We start from the raw sequence: 16,010 nt of genomic DNA, 5'->3' as shown, positions 1-16,010 counted from the left end.
TTTCTCACGATTGTCTTAGCGCACAAGCCGGATATCGCTCGTCACCACCGTTTTGCCGGTCCGTGCGTCCTTGTCGGTGGTGCGCAACCGCAGGCCATTATCGCCAACCTTTTCAATGGTCATGGCGGCGACACGGTCACCGTTGATATCGCGATTCCAGCGGACGGTCAGGTTGATCGCATTTCCCTGTCTCGTGCCGGAAAGGGCAGACGGGCGGCCGGAAGGGCCGGTATAAGCGCCGCTATAGCGCCCACCCTTCGCTGAGAGATCGGCGGCGATTGCGCGCTTTACCACAAGCAGTCCCCGACAAGTGCCGGACATGTTGAGCGAAGATGCTCCGGTATTGGAGTTGAGCGTACAGTTCACGCTGATCGGCGGCGTGCCAATGCGGGTAATCACGGTTCCCTTGCCCGCCCAGGTGCCTTTCAGCGACGAGAGGAACTCGCGTTCATCCGCATGCGCGGGTTGTGCACCGAGCAATCCGGCAGAAAATAAAATCGCAAAAGCCTTGGTCTTCATGGCGAGTATCCGTTTTTCTACGAAGGCTAACTCGCTTGCGCCGGCAAACGTTCCTTCGGCCTGTTCTGCAACCGTCAAAAATATCGGCGGACCAATATTTCCGTTGTGTCGGTGCAACCAAATGCGGGCACAGATGTTTCTCGCCAGCCTCGATCAATTTCCCATCCTTTCGCGCATATTTTCGGAGCATATTTCATGACGACAATCGGCATTCTGGCAGCGCGCGGCAGCCTTCCTTCCGGTGGTCTGCCCCGCAGCGGCGGCATTTCAGACCGCACGCTTTTTGCCCTTGCAGCGCTGAATTTTTTCCTTGCCGATGCCCGCGACGGCCTTGGGCCGTTTCTGGATGCCTTTTTAGCGACAAAGGGCTGGTCTTCGCTTTCGCTGGGCATGATTGCCACGGTGGGTGGCCTCGTCGGTCTGCTTGCCACGCCGCTCTGTGGCGCACTGGTGGATGGCACGACGTGGAAAAGGATGCTGATCGCCATTCCCGTCATCCTTGTGACCATCGGCGCGCTGATCACGCTGATCTTTCCGGATGCATGGATCGTCTGGACCGGTCAGATCATGACGGCCGTCGTCGGCGCCGTAGTCGGGCCGACACTTGCTGGCCTCACACTCGGCCTTGTCGGCGAACGCCTGTTCTCCCATCAGATTTCACGCAACGAGTTCTGGAACCACGGCGGCAATTTCGCCTCGCTTTTCGCGACCTATGTGGTGGTTACCTTCTTCGACATGAACGGTATCATCGGCCTCATGCTGCTGACCGCTGCAGGCGCATTGGTCGCGACAGCGGCCATCGACCCTGATCGAATCGACCACAACGTCGCCCGCGGCCTTGCCGAAGACAAGGGAGAACCCGGCCCGTCCGGCATCAAGGTGCTGCTGCAGGAGCGCGGGCTGATCTTTCTCGCCATCATTCTGCTTGTTTTCCACTTCGGCAACGCGCCGATGAGCCGGTTGATCGCGCAGGATTTCGCCATCGAACTGCAGACGCCCTTCCGCACCACCGCCATCATTACCGGCGTCGCGCAATTCGCGATGATCTTTGTCGCCGCAATAGCCCCATGGCTGATACGCCGTTTCGGTCTCTCGACCGTTTTCATCATCGCGCTGATCGCGTTGCCGATACGCGGTTTCCTCGCCTCAGCCTTCACGGATTTCTGGGTGATCTTCCCGGTGCAATTTCTCGATGGCGTTGGCGCGGGCCTGCTCGGCATCGTCACCCCGGTTGCGGTGGAGAGGATTTTGAAGGGCACCGGTCGTTTTAATGTCGGCCTTGCCAGCGTCATGATGGTTCAGGGTATCGGCGCATCGTTCAGCAATGTCGTCGCAGGCTGGCTGGTGACGAAGGGCGGTTATTCGCTGTCGCATCTCGTCGGCGGCGGCATTGCCGCTATCGCCATCGGGCTTTTTATTCTTCATCGCAACGAGATAGCGCCGAAACAGGATGACGACGCCGCCTCTCACCAACGGCACTGAAGGCGCAAACAAAAAGGAGGCCTGACGGCCTCCTGAAATCTCATCGTTTGTTGTCTGATCAACCGACGAAAGCGCGCTCGATCACGAATTCGGCGGGCTTGTTATTGGCGCCTTCGTTCAGGCCGGCTTTTTCCAGAAGCTCCTTGGTGTCCTTCAGCATTGCCGAGGAACCGCAGATCATGCCGCGATCGATTTCGGGATCGAGCGCCGGGACGCCGAGATCCGCAAACAGCTTGCCGTTCTCGATCAGCGTGGTGATGCGGCCCTTGAAGGGGTAGTCTTCGCGGGTGACGGTCGCATAATGCTTCAGCTTGTCACCGACGATCTCGTTCAGAAATTCGTGGTTGCGGATTTCCTCGACCAGATCGAAGCCGTATTTCAGCTCGGCCACGTCGCGGCAGGTATGGGTGAGGATGACTTCCTCGAACTTCTCATAGGTCTCCGGGTCACGGATCAGGCTCGCGAAAGGCGCGATGCCGGTACCGGTGGAGAACATGTAAAGCCGCCTGCCGGGCGTCAGCGCATCCAGAACCAGCGTGCCTGTCGGCTTCTTGCGCATCAGGACGGTATCGCCGGGCTTGATTGCCTGAAGATGCGATGTCAGCGGCCCGTTCGGAACCTTGATCGAAAAGAATTCCAGTTCTTCATCCCAGGCGGGGCTGGCGATGGAATAGGCGCGGTAGATCGGCTTGTCGCCGACCATCAGGCCGATCATGGCGAATTCGCCGGAACGGAAACGGAAGCCGGCCGGGCGCGTCATGCGGAAACGGAACAGGTGGTCGGTATAGTGTTCCACCGATAAAACCGTCTCGGCGTAAACACCGTCAGGTATCTTGATCGCGAAATCTTCCGTCTTGGCTGGCGCGTTCATTTCAGGTTCCGTCCATTCTTATTCGATGCGACATTCTCCGACCGGGCAATTATACCATTTTTGCTCCGGTTTGAAGGCATGAGAATGTCAATACTGCCATGTGCGTAGGAAATATGTATCAAAAACTCATATTTCCACACAACGTGTCATAGAGACGCACGACGACGCCAGCTATAGGCCTCACCGCCGCTCGCCGGCTTGGCTGTCGGCTGGTAATAAACCGGGATTTCCGGCAGGCGATTTTCGGACAGGCGGCGGATGGCCGTGCCGTTCGTTACCGCAAAGCTGGTGAAACCGGTGCGCAACATCAACGGCACCTGATCGATCAGGACGTCGCCAACCGCCCTCACCTCGCCCGCAAAACCGAGACGGCTGCGCAGCAGCGAAGCGTGGCTGAACCCGCGACCGTCATTGAAGGCCGGGAAGCTTACGGCGACAAGGTCGATACGGTCGAGATAGGGGCCGAGCCGCGTCACATCGTCGGCGGGCGTGATCAGAACACCGAGGCCGATATCGTTGCTTTCGGCGGCACGAACCAGAAAATCGGCAAGTGGGAGCACCGGCTTCTGCTCCGCCGTCGCTTTCACTTCTTCCGTTTCGATCACCCAGGGATCGTTTTCCACGAAGCCGTCGCGGTTCCAGATTTTCGTCATGGCATTCTCCTCAGGCGGCTTCTGCAGCGGAACCGTAGAGCGCATCCTTGAATGGCTGCGGTCCAACGCGGCGATAGGCTTCGAGGAAGATTTCTTCCTTCGAAAGGCGAAGCCCGAGATAGGTGTCGACGATGGTTTCGATGGCGTCGGTGACTTTTTCCGGCTCGAAGCCACGGCCGATGATTTCACCGATCGAGGTGTTCTCATCGCCCGATCCGCCAAGCGTGATCTGGTAGAGTTCCGCGCCCTTCTTTTCCACACCCAGCAGGCCGATATGGCCGACATGGTGGTGGCCGCAGGCATTGATGCAGCCGGAAATCTTGATCTTCAGCTCACCGATTTCCGCCTGACGCTCCGGCGAACCGAAGCGGGTGGAAATTTCCTGCGCCACCGGAATGGAGCGCGCATTGGCGAGCGCGCAATAGTCCAGCCCGGGACAGGCAATGATATCGGTGATCAGCCCGGCATTGGCGGTCGCAAGGCCAGCGCCTACCAGCGCGCGATAAACCGGTTCGAGATCGGCCAGCGCCACATGCGGCAGAATGATGTTCTGCTCATGGCTGATACGGATTTCGTCGAAGGCATATTCCGCGGCGATATCGGCGACGAGTTCCATCTGCTCATCGGTCGCATCGCCCGGAATGCCGCCGATCGGCTTCAGCGAAATCGTCACCATGCCGTAGTCGGGATGCTTGTGCGGCGCGACGTTCTGCTCGACAAAACGGGCAAAGCCTTCATCGGCCCGCTTCCAGCGCGCCAGGCTTTCCCAGCCTTCCGGCCGGTCCTTCAATGCCGGCGGCGCGAAATAAGCGGTGATTGCCGCAATATCGGCATCCGGAAGCTTCAACTCGGTGTTCTTGAGTTCAGCGAACTCGACCTCGACCTGGCGGGCCAGTTCTTCCGCACCGGTTTCGTGCACGAGGATTTTGATGCGCGCCTTGTATTTGTTGTCGCGACGGCCGTGCAGGTTATAAACGCGCATGATCGCCGTGGTGTAGGACAAGAGGTCCTCTTCCGGCAGGAAGTCGCGGATTTTCTTGGCAATCATCGGCGTGCGGCCCTGCCCGCCGCCGACATAGACGGCGAACCCGATCTCACCCTTGTCGTTCTTTTTCAGATGCAGGCCGATATCGTGCACCTGAATGGCGGCACGGTCGCGCTCGGCGCCGGTGACGGCGATCTTGAACTTGCGCGGCAGGAAGGAGAATTCCGGGTGCACGGAAGACCACTGACGCAGGATTTCCGCATAGGGACGCGGATCGGCGACCTCATCGGCGGCCGCACCGGCGAAATGATCGGCGGTGACGTTGCGAATGCAGTTGCCGGACGTCTGAAGCGCGTGCATTTCCACGCTCGCCAGCTCGGACAAGATATCCGGCGTATCAGAAAGACGCGGCCAGTTGTACTGGATGTTCTGGCGGGTGGTGAAGTGGCCGTAACCCCGGTCATATTTGCGGGCGATATGGGCCAACATCCGCATCTGCTTCGAATTCAGCGTGCCGTAAGGAATGGCGACGCGCAGCATATAGGCGTGCAGCTGGAGATAGACGCCGTTCATCAGGCGCAGCGGCTTGAACGCATCCTCGGCCAGTTCGCCGGAAAGGCGGCGCTCGACCTGATCGCGAAACTGCGCCACGCGGCCTTCAACAAATGCGTGATCGAACTCGTCGTAACGGTACATATTCTTCCTCAGACTGCGATGAATGCTGCATCGGCCGGCTTGAAGCCGGTGGCATAGTGCACGGTGGGGCCGGCGGCGCGAATGCGTTCGCGAAGACGCGTCGGCCAAAGCTTGCCGTTCTCCTCGACGACATCGATGACGGCCACATCGACGACCTTGTTGGCGGAAAAATCCCGCTTGCCGATTTCCTCGAACGAGGCGACGGCCTCCGCATGGCGGGCAACGATTGCGCCCTGCAGGTTCTCCGTCCACTCCCCGTTGGCATCGAGCCAGACGGCGATGCCATCGCTCAGGCGGTTGGCGGTCAAAACCTTGTCAGCCATTTACATACTCCCGTTTGAAATCCGCCGGCCGCACTGACGATGCAAGCGCCTCGGACCTGTCAAAATTGGCGCCCGCCACCGCATCGCCGATGATGACCATGACCGGTCCGGTCAGTTCATCGCGATGTTCGAGTTCGGGCAGATCGTTCAGTGTGCCATGCAGCAGGCGGCGATCCGCGCGGCTGGCATTTTCGATGACGGCAACCGTGGTTTCCACACCCAATCCCGCGTCGATCAGCCGCTTCGCGACCGAAGCAGCAACACTGCGGCCCATATAGACGGCGATGGTGGCGCCGGAGACGGCAAGCCGGGCCCAATCGGGCAGGACATCGCCGGCCAGATCGTGGCCGGTGGTGAAAATCAGCGATGAAGCGACACCGCGCAGCGTCAGCGGCAATTCGAAATCCGCAGCCGCGGCGAAGGCCGACGTGATGCCGGGCACGATCTCATAGGCAATACCGGCCTCGCGCAGCGCCGCCATTTCTTCGCCCGCCCGGCCATAGACCAGCGGATCGCCGGATTTGAGGCGCACGACGCGCTTGCCATCTTTGCCGAGGCGCACCAGCAGGCGGTTGATCTCATCCTGCGACTTGCTGTGGCAACCCTTGCGCTTGCCGACGGAGAGCCGCTCGGCATCGCGGCGGCCCATATCGACAATCGCCTGCGGCACAAGCGCATCGTAAACGATCACATCGGCTTCCATCAGCACGCGCTGCGCGCGCAGCGTCAGCAGATCTTCAGCGCCCGGTCCTGCGCCGACGAGCCAGATACGGCCTTCGCTGCATTCGGGCGATTGCAGCAGGCGGTCGACGGCCTGACGGGCGGAGAGCGTGTCGCCAACGGCGACGGCATCCGCCACCGCACCTGAAAAGAACCGCCGCCAGAAATTGCGCCGCAAGGCGCCCTTCGGCACGTTCTCCTCGGCTGCGTCACGATACTGCACGGCAAGGCCCGCAAGCTTGCCAAGCGACGGCGACAGCATCTGGTCGATGCGGGCGCGGATCATCTGGGCAAGAACCGGCCCTGCCCCTTCCGTGCCGATAGCCACGGCGACGGGTGCGCGCGTCACGAGCGCGGGGGTAAAGAAATCGCAAAATTCCGGCTGATCCACCGCATTGGCGGGAATTTTCGCGGCGCGCGCGACGGTGACGATCTCACGGTCCAGCGCCTCATCGCCGGTAGCGGCGAAGACCAGCGTGGCGCCTTCGATCAATTTGCCGGCGAAAGCCAAAGCCCGATGATCAATGCCGTTTTCGCTGAGATAACGGGCAAAATCGGCTTCCGGCTGGTCGGCATAGGCAACGATATGCGCGTTGGTATTCGCGAGAAGCCTTACCTTCGCGAAGGCTTCATCGCCATTTCCGAACACGGCGACCTGCCGCCCCTCGACCCGGAAGAAAGCGGGGAAGGTTGAAAGGCGGTCGCCAGCAGCGGAAAAATCATGTTCGTTGTGCATTGGACATATATCCCGCATTGCGGTGCAAGATTGAAGAAACAGAAATTCAAGCCTTTCCGGCACCTGGATTTTTATTTCTCGAAGACCCCGGTTTTGGAGGAAAACAAACCGGCGATGCTTTTCCACACCTGCGCAAGCCCTGAGAATCCCCTCGCGATCCCTTGACAAAGCGGGTCCTCGCGCCGAACAAGGAGCGACCATCGACTGTCGATTTCCCCATGCGAAGACCGCTTTTTCTTAGAGCGGCACGAAGGACCAGACCCTTGACCAGCCCCACCCTCGCCGCCCGCCTTCTCGATGTCATCGAACACGATATCCTGCCCTTGACGGCGCGTGGCGTCAGCCTTGGCAACAAGGTTTTCGGTGCGGCGATCCTGCGCAAATCGGACCTGTCGCTGGTGATCGCCGAGACCAATAACGAGCTGGAAAATCCACTCTGGCATGGTGAAGTACACACGCTGAAACGGTTTTACGAGTTGGGCGAAAAGCCGAACACGAAGGAGCTGATTTTTCTCTCCACCCACGAACCCTGCACCATGTGCATGTCCGCCATCACCTGGGCCGGCTTCGATAATTTCTACTCCTTCTTCAGCCACGAGGATTCCCGCGACGCTTTCGCGATCCCTCACGACCTGAAAATCCTCAAGGAAGTTTTCGGACTGGAACCGGGCGGCTATCGCCGCAACAATGCCTTCTGGAATTCGTATTTCATTGCCGATCTGGTGGATGGTGAAGACGATCCGCTGAAGACCACGTTGAAGGCGCAGACAGCCCGCATCAAGGCCGCTTATGACAATCTTTCCACCAGCTACCAGTCGTCGAAGAGCGGCAACGACATTCCATTGAACTAGGGCATTTCCGCAGGACGTGCGTGACGATTTTCCGTCCCGGCGATGCGCAGAAACAAAGAACGAAGGTTTGAGACACTATGGAAGCCTCGAAGGATATTTCCCGCCTGATCGAGATCATGGAAGCCCTGCGGCAGCCGGAAACCGGTTGCCCTTGGGATGTCGTGCAGACCTTCGAGACGATCAAGCCCTATACCATTGAAGAGGCTTATGAAGTCGCCGACGCCATCGAGCGAAAGGACATGGACGATCTTTGCGAGGAGCTGGGCGACCTTCTGCTGCAGGTGGTTTTCCATGCCCGCATTGCCGAAGAGATGGGCGAATTCACCTTCGGCGACGTAGTGCATGCCGTGACCTCGAAGATGATCCGACGGCATCCCCATGTCTTCGCCGTATCCGACGCCGACACGCCGGACGGCGTCAAACTGCAATGGGATCGCATCAAGGCGGAAGAAAAACGCGAGCGTGCGGAGCGACGCGCGCGACGCGGCATCACCGAGGATTTCAAGGCAGGTTTTCTGGGCGGCGTACAGCGCAGCCAGCCGGCGCTGACCGAAGCCCTGAAGCTACAGGAACAGGCAGCGCGTGCCGGTTTCGACTGGTCGAACCCCGCTCCCATTCTCGACAAGATCGAGGAGGAAATCGCCGAACTGCGTGAGGCGCTGGCGGAGGGAAAACCGGAGAAGGTCTCGGACGAGCTCGGCGATCTCATTTTTGCACTCGTCAATATCGGCCGGCATGTCAAAGCCGACCCGGAAGATGCGCTGCGCGGTACGAATACGAAATTCCGCAGGCGTTTCAATCACATCGAAACGTCGCTCAGCCAAAATGGCGAAACGCTGGAAGAAGCGAGCCTCGAGAGAATGGAAGATCTCTGGCAGGCGGCGAAACGCATCGAACGTTCGCTTGATACGGTTTCATCCTGATCGCAGGGATATGCGGTGAATCCGGTAAGGCACAGCACTTCCATTATGACTGCCGAATTCATCTGGCAGCAGCGCAGCATCCGCAACCGTCACCCCGGATTTAGTCCGGGGTCCAGCGCGATCAAGTCTTTGATCGCAAAAGGCTCTTCTCACGGCGCAGACGCGCCGTGGCTGGATTCCGGCTCAAGGCCGGAATGACGGAGAGAGTTTGGGACAATGCAAGGAGCGCTCAGCGCTCCCAGTCCTCGCGTTCGCGGACAGTCACTTTACCAAGCTTCCGTTCCAGTTCGGCCGCCTGCGCTTCCGACAGGCGCACATCGAGCGCAACCGATCCGTCCTCATGGTCTTCGCGACCGTCGACGATGGAATTGCTGTAGACCCAAGAGATCAGCGGCAATTGCTCGACGGACAGAAGCACCGTCGTTTCCGTCAGAACACCGGAAAGACGCTTTGAAATCTCGTCCATCAGGGCATCGACGCCCTCACCCGTGATGGCCGAAACGGCGCGGATATCCGAACGACCTTCGGCGCGCTGCATGATGGCGTCATGCGCTTCCGGCTCGAGACGGTCGACCTTGTTCCAGACCTCGATGATGCGCTTTTCCGCTTCTTTCTCGTCAATGCCGAGGTCACCGAGAATACGCAGCACATCCGCAGACTGGGCGGCGTTGTCCGGATCGGACATATCGCGCACATGCAGAACGAGATCGGCTTCCAGCACTTCTTCCAGAGTGGCGCGGAAAGCGGCGACCAGATGCGTCGGAAGATCGGAAATGAAACCGACCGTATCGGACAGGATGACGGTGCGGCCATGCGGCAACTTCATGCGGCGCAAGGTCGGGTCCAGCGTGGCGAACAGCATATCCTCCGCCAGAACGCCGGCGCCGGTGATGCGGTTAAACAGCGTGGATTTGCCGGCATTGGTGTAACCGACCAGCGCGACGATCGGATGCGGCACCTTGCGGCGCTTCGCGCGGTGTAGCTGGCGCGTGCGCACCACCTGCTCCAGCTCGCGCTCCAGCTTCACGATGCGTTCCTGCAAAAGCCGGCGGTCGGCTTCGATCTGGGTTTCACCCGGACCGCCCATGAAGCCCGCACCGCCGCGCTGCCGTTCAAGGTGGGTCCAGCTTCGGACGAGGCGGCCCTTCTGGTAGTTCAGATGCGCAAGATCGACCTGCAGCGTGCCTTCCTTTGTGGAGGCGCGGCGGCCGAAGATTTCAAGGATCAGGCCCGTGCGGTCGATGACCTTGCAATTCCACTGCTTTTCGAGATTGCGCTGCTGCACCGGGGTCAAAGGATGATCGACGATCACCAGGCCGGAATCGGTCTCGTCGAGAAGATGACCGATTTCTTCGATCTTGCCGGTTCCGAACAGCGTGGCGGGGCGCGGCTGGTTCACCGGAACGATGAGACCCTGCGTCACTTCCAGATCGATGGCGAGCGCCAGTCCTTTTGCTTCCTCAAGCTTGGCTTCGACCGAACGGCCGGGGGCAGCCGGGCCGGCAGCCGCGTCGCGCGTTTCGCGCTGCTTGAGAACCGGCACGAGGACGACCGCACGCATGTCGTCGCGGCGCTTTTCCTGCTCCGGAATAATCGATTCGTTCGAGGTGTCGCGCGTTGAAATGGGTTCAGCCTTGTCCAGAAAGAGGATTGCGGCCGACCGCATCCGCGCGGGCGGCCATGGGGATTAACCTGACGGCACGGAAAATGTTCCCGGTCCGGGTCAGTCTATGTCGAATATCCGTCGAGGGAGCCCGATCAGGCAGCGCCTTCTTCGCTTTCGAACATCTGCATCGGCTGGCCGGGCATGATGGTGGAGATTGCATGCTTGTAGACAAGCTGCGAATGACCGTCACGGCGCAGAAGCACGCAGAAATTGTCGAAGGAGGTAACAACGCCCGTCAGCTTGACGCCGTTGATCAGGAAAATCGTGAGCGAAATCTTTTGCTTACGAACGGTATTGAGGAAGAGATCCTGAAGGTTTTGAGAACGTTCCGCCATGGCGCCGCTTCTTTCTTTTTTGCCGGCAGGGATACCGGAAAATAATCAATCAATAATAAGCCGGCCGAGTCTTGTCCCCCGCTTGGCCGACCTCAAACTCTGGTATCAAATCGTGTTCCGTTCCGCAACGGTCAAAACAGCCGAATGAGTACGAGTATTGACCCACATTTTCAATTCGGGACAGTCAAAAATATTGTATCGAAACACGGAAAAGTTGTTCCACGTCGCGCACCGCATCGGCGGATGCAAACAGCACGACCCGGTCCTTCGCCTTGATTTTCGTGCTGCCATCCGGGCGGATCACCACGCCGTCGCGATAGATCGCCCCAATGCGCACACCCTCCGGCATATCGATGTCGCGGAAGGACTGGCCGACCAGCGGCGACGTCTCCAGCGCTTCCGCCTCGATCACCTCCGCCGAGCCGCGCTGGACGGCATAGACTGAGCGGATACGACCCTTGCGAACGTGCTGAAGCACGCGGGAGATGGTCACGGCCCGCGGGTTGATATAGGCATCGAGCCCCAGAGAGCGGGCGACGTCGTGGAACGACGTACTGTTCAAAAGCGCCAGATTCGATTTGCAGCCGAGCTGCTTGGCAATCACCGCCGCCAGAATATTGGTCTGATCGTTATTGGTGAGCGTCACGATAAGATCGGCATCCTGAATATCCGCCTGCATCAGGATTTTCTGGTCGAGCGCCGAGCCGTGCATGACGATGGTATTGCTGAGCTGTTCGGATGCGGCAACCGCCCTGTCGCGGTCAGCCTCGATGATCTTCACCCGCGTTTTCGGCTGCATTTCCTCGATCTTGCGTGCGACGAAGTGGCCGATATTGCCGGCGCCGGCAATCACGATGCGCTGCGCTTCCTGCTCCTCATGGCCGAAAAGGCTTAGGGTGCGACGGGCGTGCTGGCGCTGGCAGATGACATAGGCAAGGTCACCCACCCGCAACTGTTCCGAAGAATGCGCCACCTTGAGGATACCATCCCGATACACGCCCACCACCGTGGCGATGAGGTCTGGAAAGAGGCTGGAAAGCTGCTGCAGCGGCGTGTTGATGACCGGGCAATCCTCCATGCATTCGATCGCCAGCATGTAGATCGTGTCGTCGGCGAAACGCACCACATCCGTTGCGCCCGGAAAGGCGATGCGCCGGAGCACCATCTTGCCGACTTCGACTTCCGGCGAAATCGTTACGTCGATGGACATGTTCTCGCGGCTGAAGAGATCGGCATATTCCGGCTTCAGATAGCTCTGGTCGCGGATGCGGGCGATCTTGGTCGGCACGCTGAAGAGCGCATGCGCCACCTCGCAGGCGACGATATTGATCTCGTCATGCAAGGTCACGGCGATGATCATGTCGGCCTGGTCGGCGCCGGCCTTGGCCAGCATGTCGGGATGCGCGCCATGGCCGACATAACCGCGCACATCCAGCGTCTCGGTAATGGCGGTGATGAGCGGCGCGGCGGTATCGATGACCGATACCTCATTATCCTCCCGCGACAATTGTTCGGCGATGCCGTAACCCACCTGCCCTGCGCCGCAAATGATGACTTTCATGCTGTCTCTCTGACGGAATAATCGGTTACGGCGAAGCGCCTTCTTTCCTTATACGCCGAGAGATTTCAGTTTGCGATGCAGTGCAGACCGTTCCATGCCGACAAATTCCGCCGTTCGCGAAATATTGCCGCCGAAGCGGTTGATCTGCGCCATGAGATAGTCGCGCTCGAACATTTCACGGGCTTCGCGCAACGGCAGGGTCATGATGTGCTGATCGCCCTGCGCCGAAATCTTCGGCAGCATGTCGCCAATATCCGACGGCAGCATGTCGGCCGAGATCGGCGCTTCGCCGCCTTCGGGACGGGCGAGAATCATCAGCCGCTCGATATTGTTGCGCAGCTGGCGGATATTGCCCGGCCAGTCATGCGTCTGGAGAACGGCCATGGCGTCGTCACCGATCTTGCGCGGGCGGATGCCGGCCTGCTCGGAAATCTGGCGCATGAACATATCGACGAGGAAAGGAATATCCTCGCGCCGCTCGGAAAGCGCCGGCACCTTCACCGGCACGACGGCGAGGCGATGATAGAGATCTTCGCGGAACTGGCCTTCGGCGATCAGGCTTTCGAGGTGATGGGCGGTCGAGGAAATGATGCGCACATCCACCTTCACCCGCTTGCCGCCGCCGACGCGCTCGAACTGCTGATCGACCAGCACGCGCAGGATCTTGTTCTGCGTCTCGCGCGGCATTTCGCCGACTTCATCGAGATAAAGCACGCCGCGATGGGCTTCTTCCAGAGCGCCCACCTTGCGCGGTTGTCCGGGAAGGCCCTCCGTTCCGAAAAGCGCGATTTCCATGCGGTCGGGTGTGATCGTCGCGGCATTGAGCGCCACGAAGGGTCCGCTCGCACGCGAGGACTTCTTGTGCACCATGCGCGCCACAAGTTCCTTGCCTGAACCGGAGGGGCCGAGGATCATGATGCGGCTGTTGGTGGGAGCAACCCGGTCGATGGTCTGACGAAGCTGCGACACCGCAAGCGACGCACCGACGAGTTCTACCGCGTCACCGGTACGCTTCTTGAGTTCCTGAACCTCGCGCTTCAGCTTGGAGTTTTCCAGCGCCCGCTCGGCGATCAGAATGAGACGGTCGGCCTTGAACGGCTTCTCGATAAAGTCGAAAGCGCCGCGCTTGATGGCGTTGACGGCGGTTTCGATATTGCCGTGACCGGAAATCATGACCACCGGGATTTCGGGGTGGCGGCTCTTGATCTCATCCAGCAGCGCCAGACCGTCGAGCTTCGAGCCCTGCATCCAGATATCGAGAAAGATGAGGCGCGGCACGCGCTCCGAAATGGCGGCCAGCGCGCTGTCGCTGTCGAACGCCATGCGGGTCTCGTGGCCCTCGTCGGAAAGAATGCCCGCTACGATTTCGCGAATGTCCGCCTCGTCATCCACGACCAGAATATCAGACGCCATATGCTGCTTCCTTGTTATTTTCGCCGCCGACCGCCTCGATATAGGGCAGCAGCACTCTGATCATGGCGCCGTGGCCGTGATCGAACTCCGGCGGGGCATCGTGGAGCTCCAGATACCCGCCATGCTCTTCGATGATTTTCTTGACGATGGCGAGGCCGAGGCCCGTGCCCTTGTCCCTCATCGTCATATAAGGTTCGAGAATGCGGTGACGGTTCTCGACGGGAAGGCCGCGGCCATTGTCGATGATGTCAGCCACGAAACGCGAATTGGCTTCGTCGAAAGCGGCGCGCACCAGAATCTTACCCGGCCGTTTTTCGCCTTCCACCGCCTCGATGGCTTCCGTCGCATTTTTGATGAGATTGCCGAAGGCCTGACCCAGCATGCGGGCATCGAACATGCCCTCCAGCGGGATATCGCCCAGTTCGGTTGAGAATTTCGTATCGGCGGCGCTGATCTCGCGCAGGAATGCGGCATCCTTCAGGATCGCCCGCAGGTCCGACTTTTCTTTCGTCGGCTTCGGCATGCGCGCAAAAGCCGAGAATTCGTCCACCATCCGGCCGATATCGCCGACCTGCCGGACGATGGTGTCCGTACACTGGTCGAAAACGGCGCGGTCGCTCTCGTCGATCTGCTTGCCGAAACGGCGTTTGATACGCTCGGCGGAAAGCTGGATCGGCGTCAGCGGATTCTTGATTTCATGCGCGATGCGGCGCGCCACATCCGACCATGCGGTCGAACGCTGGGCGATGACGAGATCGGTGATGTCGTCGAGGGTGATGACGTAGCTGTCACGGCTGTCGCGGGCGTCCTCACGGGTCACCTGCACATTGAGCGTCCGTTCCTTGCCGCGCCGCATGATGTTGATCTGCTTGCGGAAGTTGCCGCGTGACCAGGTATTGGCCTCGTTGACGACCTGTTCGATTTCGGGTGCGATCTCCGACAGTTGCGCGCCGATAAGCTGCTCGGATGGCTGCGCCAGGAATTCTTCGCCCGACGGATTGACGATGGTGATCCTGCGGTTCTCATCGACGCCGATGACGGCGGCGGTAACGCCTGACAGCACGGCCTCGATGAAGCGGCGGCGGTCGTCGATATCGTCCTTGGCCTCGATGATTTGTTCCTGCTGGCTACGCAGTTCCGAGACCATCTTGTTGAAGGTGCGCGACAGTCGCCCGACGTCGCCATCGACCGCGCGGACGGGAACCAGCACATGCATGTTGCCGGTGGCGACACTGTCTGCCGCACTGATGAGGAGACGGATCGGCCGCACGATACGGTCGGCCACCGCAATCGCCGTCCAGATGGCGGCGAGAAGCACGATCAGCGCGAAACCGAGATAAAGAATTGCAAAGGCGATCTGCAGCGGCGCGCGGCCTGCCTCCATCGCCTTGTATTCGGCACGGTTCTCCTCCATCAGCCGCATCGCGCTCATCACCTTGGGATCGACGGCGCGCACCGTGTAAAGGAAGGTGCCGCTGATGCCTTCGAGCTTGATAATGGCGCCGACGAGGTTGGTGATACCGGGCGGTATCAGCGTCGGCTGGCCGGCGGCCGCCTTTTCAAGCGCGTCATGCGGGATGGCGGGAAGCGGTTTTTCGGTCTTGATGTCGGCCTGAGCAACGGCGTCGCCGTCCTCCTGCACCAGAAACGCGCCGAGAAGGCCGCGCCCCTTGGCCTGACGGGTCATCAGATCGACGAAGCCGGTACGATCCAGATAAAAAAGCGCACGGTTGCGGTCGAGGTCGGTCGCCATCGACAGGGTCTGACCCTGAAGATAACCGGCATTCTCCATCATATAGGCCTGGGCGATATTGCTCGATGAATCGACAATCGACTGCGTGCGCAGCGAAAACCAGCGGTCAAGGCCTACATTCAGCGTCAGACTGGCGAAGATGGCGACGAGCACCGCGGGCGTAATCGCCACGATGGAGAAAAGCACGACGATGCGCACATGCAGACGAGCAGCCGCCCTGCCCTTTTTACGCGCTTTCAGCAGCCGGTTGATTTCGCGCCCGATGAGGAAGATCAGGCCGATCACGAAGATCGAATTGATGACGACGGAGGCGATGACGACGTTCGATGTCGGCGCGATTGGCGTGACGCCCAGAAGTACGAACAGGGTGAGGATGGCGCAAACGAGAGCGACGCCGGCGAGCACCAGCCCCGGCAAAGCGAAAGACATCCTGCGATCGGCAACCACCATGCCCGCTGCTTCATCGGCAACGGCGTTTTCGGCGGCGGGTTTCCGCATGCACTACTCCCAATCGCTGGCCAGC

General features: G+C 59.9%; 14 protein-coding genes. 3 read left to right on the top strand and 11 right to left on the bottom strand.

Features of this window, described 5'->3' with window-relative positions; genetic code table 11:
• Positions 1–15 precede the first annotated feature (15 nt).
• Positions 16–519 (bottom strand): hypothetical protein, encoded by a 504-nt coding sequence (locus ACQZ60_RS07085; protein WP_196377794.1) that lies wholly within the window; start codon positions 517–519, stop codon positions 16–18.
• A gap of 195 nt (positions 520–714) precedes the next feature.
• Here ACQZ60_RS07085 and ACQZ60_RS07080 point away from each other — a divergent pair, with 195 nt between their 5' ends.
• Positions 715–2,001: an MFS transporter gene (locus tag ACQZ60_RS07080; RefSeq protein WP_448734977.1), complete on the top strand. Its 1,287-nt coding sequence runs from the start codon at positions 715–717 to the stop codon at positions 1,999–2,001.
• Between the two features lie 58 nt (positions 2,002–2,059).
• On the opposite strand, the gene ACQZ60_RS07075 is transcribed toward ACQZ60_RS07080, so the two are convergent.
• The 5 genes from ACQZ60_RS07075 to cysG form a co-directional block, all read right to left on the bottom strand.
• Positions 2,060–2,872, bottom strand: coding sequence for a ferredoxin--NADP reductase (locus ACQZ60_RS07075; protein WP_035264028.1), 813 nt, complete (start codon positions 2,870–2,872; stop codon positions 2,060–2,062).
• 146 nt (positions 2,873–3,018) lie between these two features.
• Positions 3,019–3,525 carry a DUF934 domain-containing protein gene (locus tag ACQZ60_RS07070; RefSeq protein WP_059752880.1) on the bottom strand — a complete coding sequence of 169 codons (507 nt, stop codon included), beginning with the start codon at positions 3,523–3,525 and terminating at the stop codon, positions 3,019–3,021.
• Positions 3,526–3,535: 10 nt separating this feature from the next.
• Positions 3,536–5,206, bottom strand: coding sequence for a nitrite/sulfite reductase (locus ACQZ60_RS07065; RefSeq protein ID WP_003521340.1), 1,671 nt, complete (start codon positions 5,204–5,206; stop codon positions 3,536–3,538).
• Between the two features lie 8 nt (positions 5,207–5,214).
• The gene (locus ACQZ60_RS07060; RefSeq protein ID WP_035217422.1) at positions 5,215–5,529 is read right to left on the bottom strand and encodes a DUF2849 domain-containing protein; all 315 of its coding nucleotides are present in this window, start codon (positions 5,527–5,529) and stop codon (positions 5,215–5,217) included.
• Positions 5,522–6,985, bottom strand: a complete 1,464-nt coding sequence (cysG, locus tag ACQZ60_RS07055; RefSeq protein ID WP_448734976.1) for a siroheme synthase CysG — start codon at positions 6,983–6,985, stop codon at positions 5,522–5,524. The genes ACQZ60_RS07060 and cysG overlap by 8 nt, the downstream gene beginning before the upstream one ends.
• Positions 6,986–7,203: 218 nt before the next feature.
• Between cysG and ACQZ60_RS07050 the strand changes: the two genes are divergently transcribed.
• Together ACQZ60_RS07050 and mazG are read left to right on the top strand one after the other, a co-directional pair.
• Complete coding sequence (locus tag ACQZ60_RS07050) at positions 7,204–7,836, top strand: deaminase (RefSeq protein WP_448734975.1); 633 nt, start codon at positions 7,204–7,206, stop codon at positions 7,834–7,836.
• Positions 7,837–7,913: 77 nt separating this feature from the next.
• Positions 7,914–8,759, top strand: a complete 846-nt coding sequence (gene mazG, locus ACQZ60_RS07045; protein ID WP_448734974.1) for a nucleoside triphosphate pyrophosphohydrolase — start codon at positions 7,914–7,916, stop codon at positions 8,757–8,759.
• A 229-nt stretch (positions 8,760–8,988) separates the two neighbouring features.
• Here mazG and hflX read toward each other — a convergent pair whose 3' ends face one another.
• From hflX to ACQZ60_RS07020, 5 genes are all read right to left on the bottom strand, one after another.
• Positions 8,989–10,425: a GTPase HflX gene (gene hflX, locus ACQZ60_RS07040; protein WP_448734973.1), complete on the bottom strand. Its 1,437-nt coding sequence runs from the start codon at positions 10,423–10,425 to the stop codon at positions 8,989–8,991.
• Between the two features lie 92 nt (positions 10,426–10,517).
• The gene (gene hfq, locus ACQZ60_RS07035; protein WP_003496145.1) at positions 10,518–10,760 is read right to left on the bottom strand and encodes an RNA chaperone Hfq; all 243 of its coding nucleotides are present in this window, start codon (positions 10,758–10,760) and stop codon (positions 10,518–10,520) included.
• A gap of 184 nt (positions 10,761–10,944) precedes the next feature.
• Positions 10,945–12,321, bottom strand: a complete 1,377-nt coding sequence (trkA, locus tag ACQZ60_RS07030; protein ID WP_003521347.1) for a Trk system potassium transporter TrkA — start codon at positions 12,319–12,321, stop codon at positions 10,945–10,947.
• A 48-nt stretch (positions 12,322–12,369) separates the two neighbouring features.
• Positions 12,370–13,734 (bottom strand): nitrogen assimilation response regulator NtrX, encoded by a 1,365-nt coding sequence (gene ntrX / locus ACQZ60_RS07025; RefSeq protein WP_003521348.1) that lies wholly within the window; start codon positions 13,732–13,734, stop codon positions 12,370–12,372.
• The gene (locus ACQZ60_RS07020; RefSeq protein ID WP_448734972.1) at positions 13,724–15,985 is read right to left on the bottom strand and encodes an ATP-binding protein; all 2,262 of its coding nucleotides are present in this window, start codon (positions 15,983–15,985) and stop codon (positions 13,724–13,726) included. Before ACQZ60_RS07020 ends, ntrX begins: the two co-directional genes overlap by 11 nt.
• Positions 15,986–16,010: the final 25 nt, after the last annotated feature.

The sequence above is a fragment of the Agrobacterium sp. 22-223-1 genome, assembly GCF_053522385.1.
This window is presented reverse-complemented; position numbering and strand designations above follow the sequence as displayed.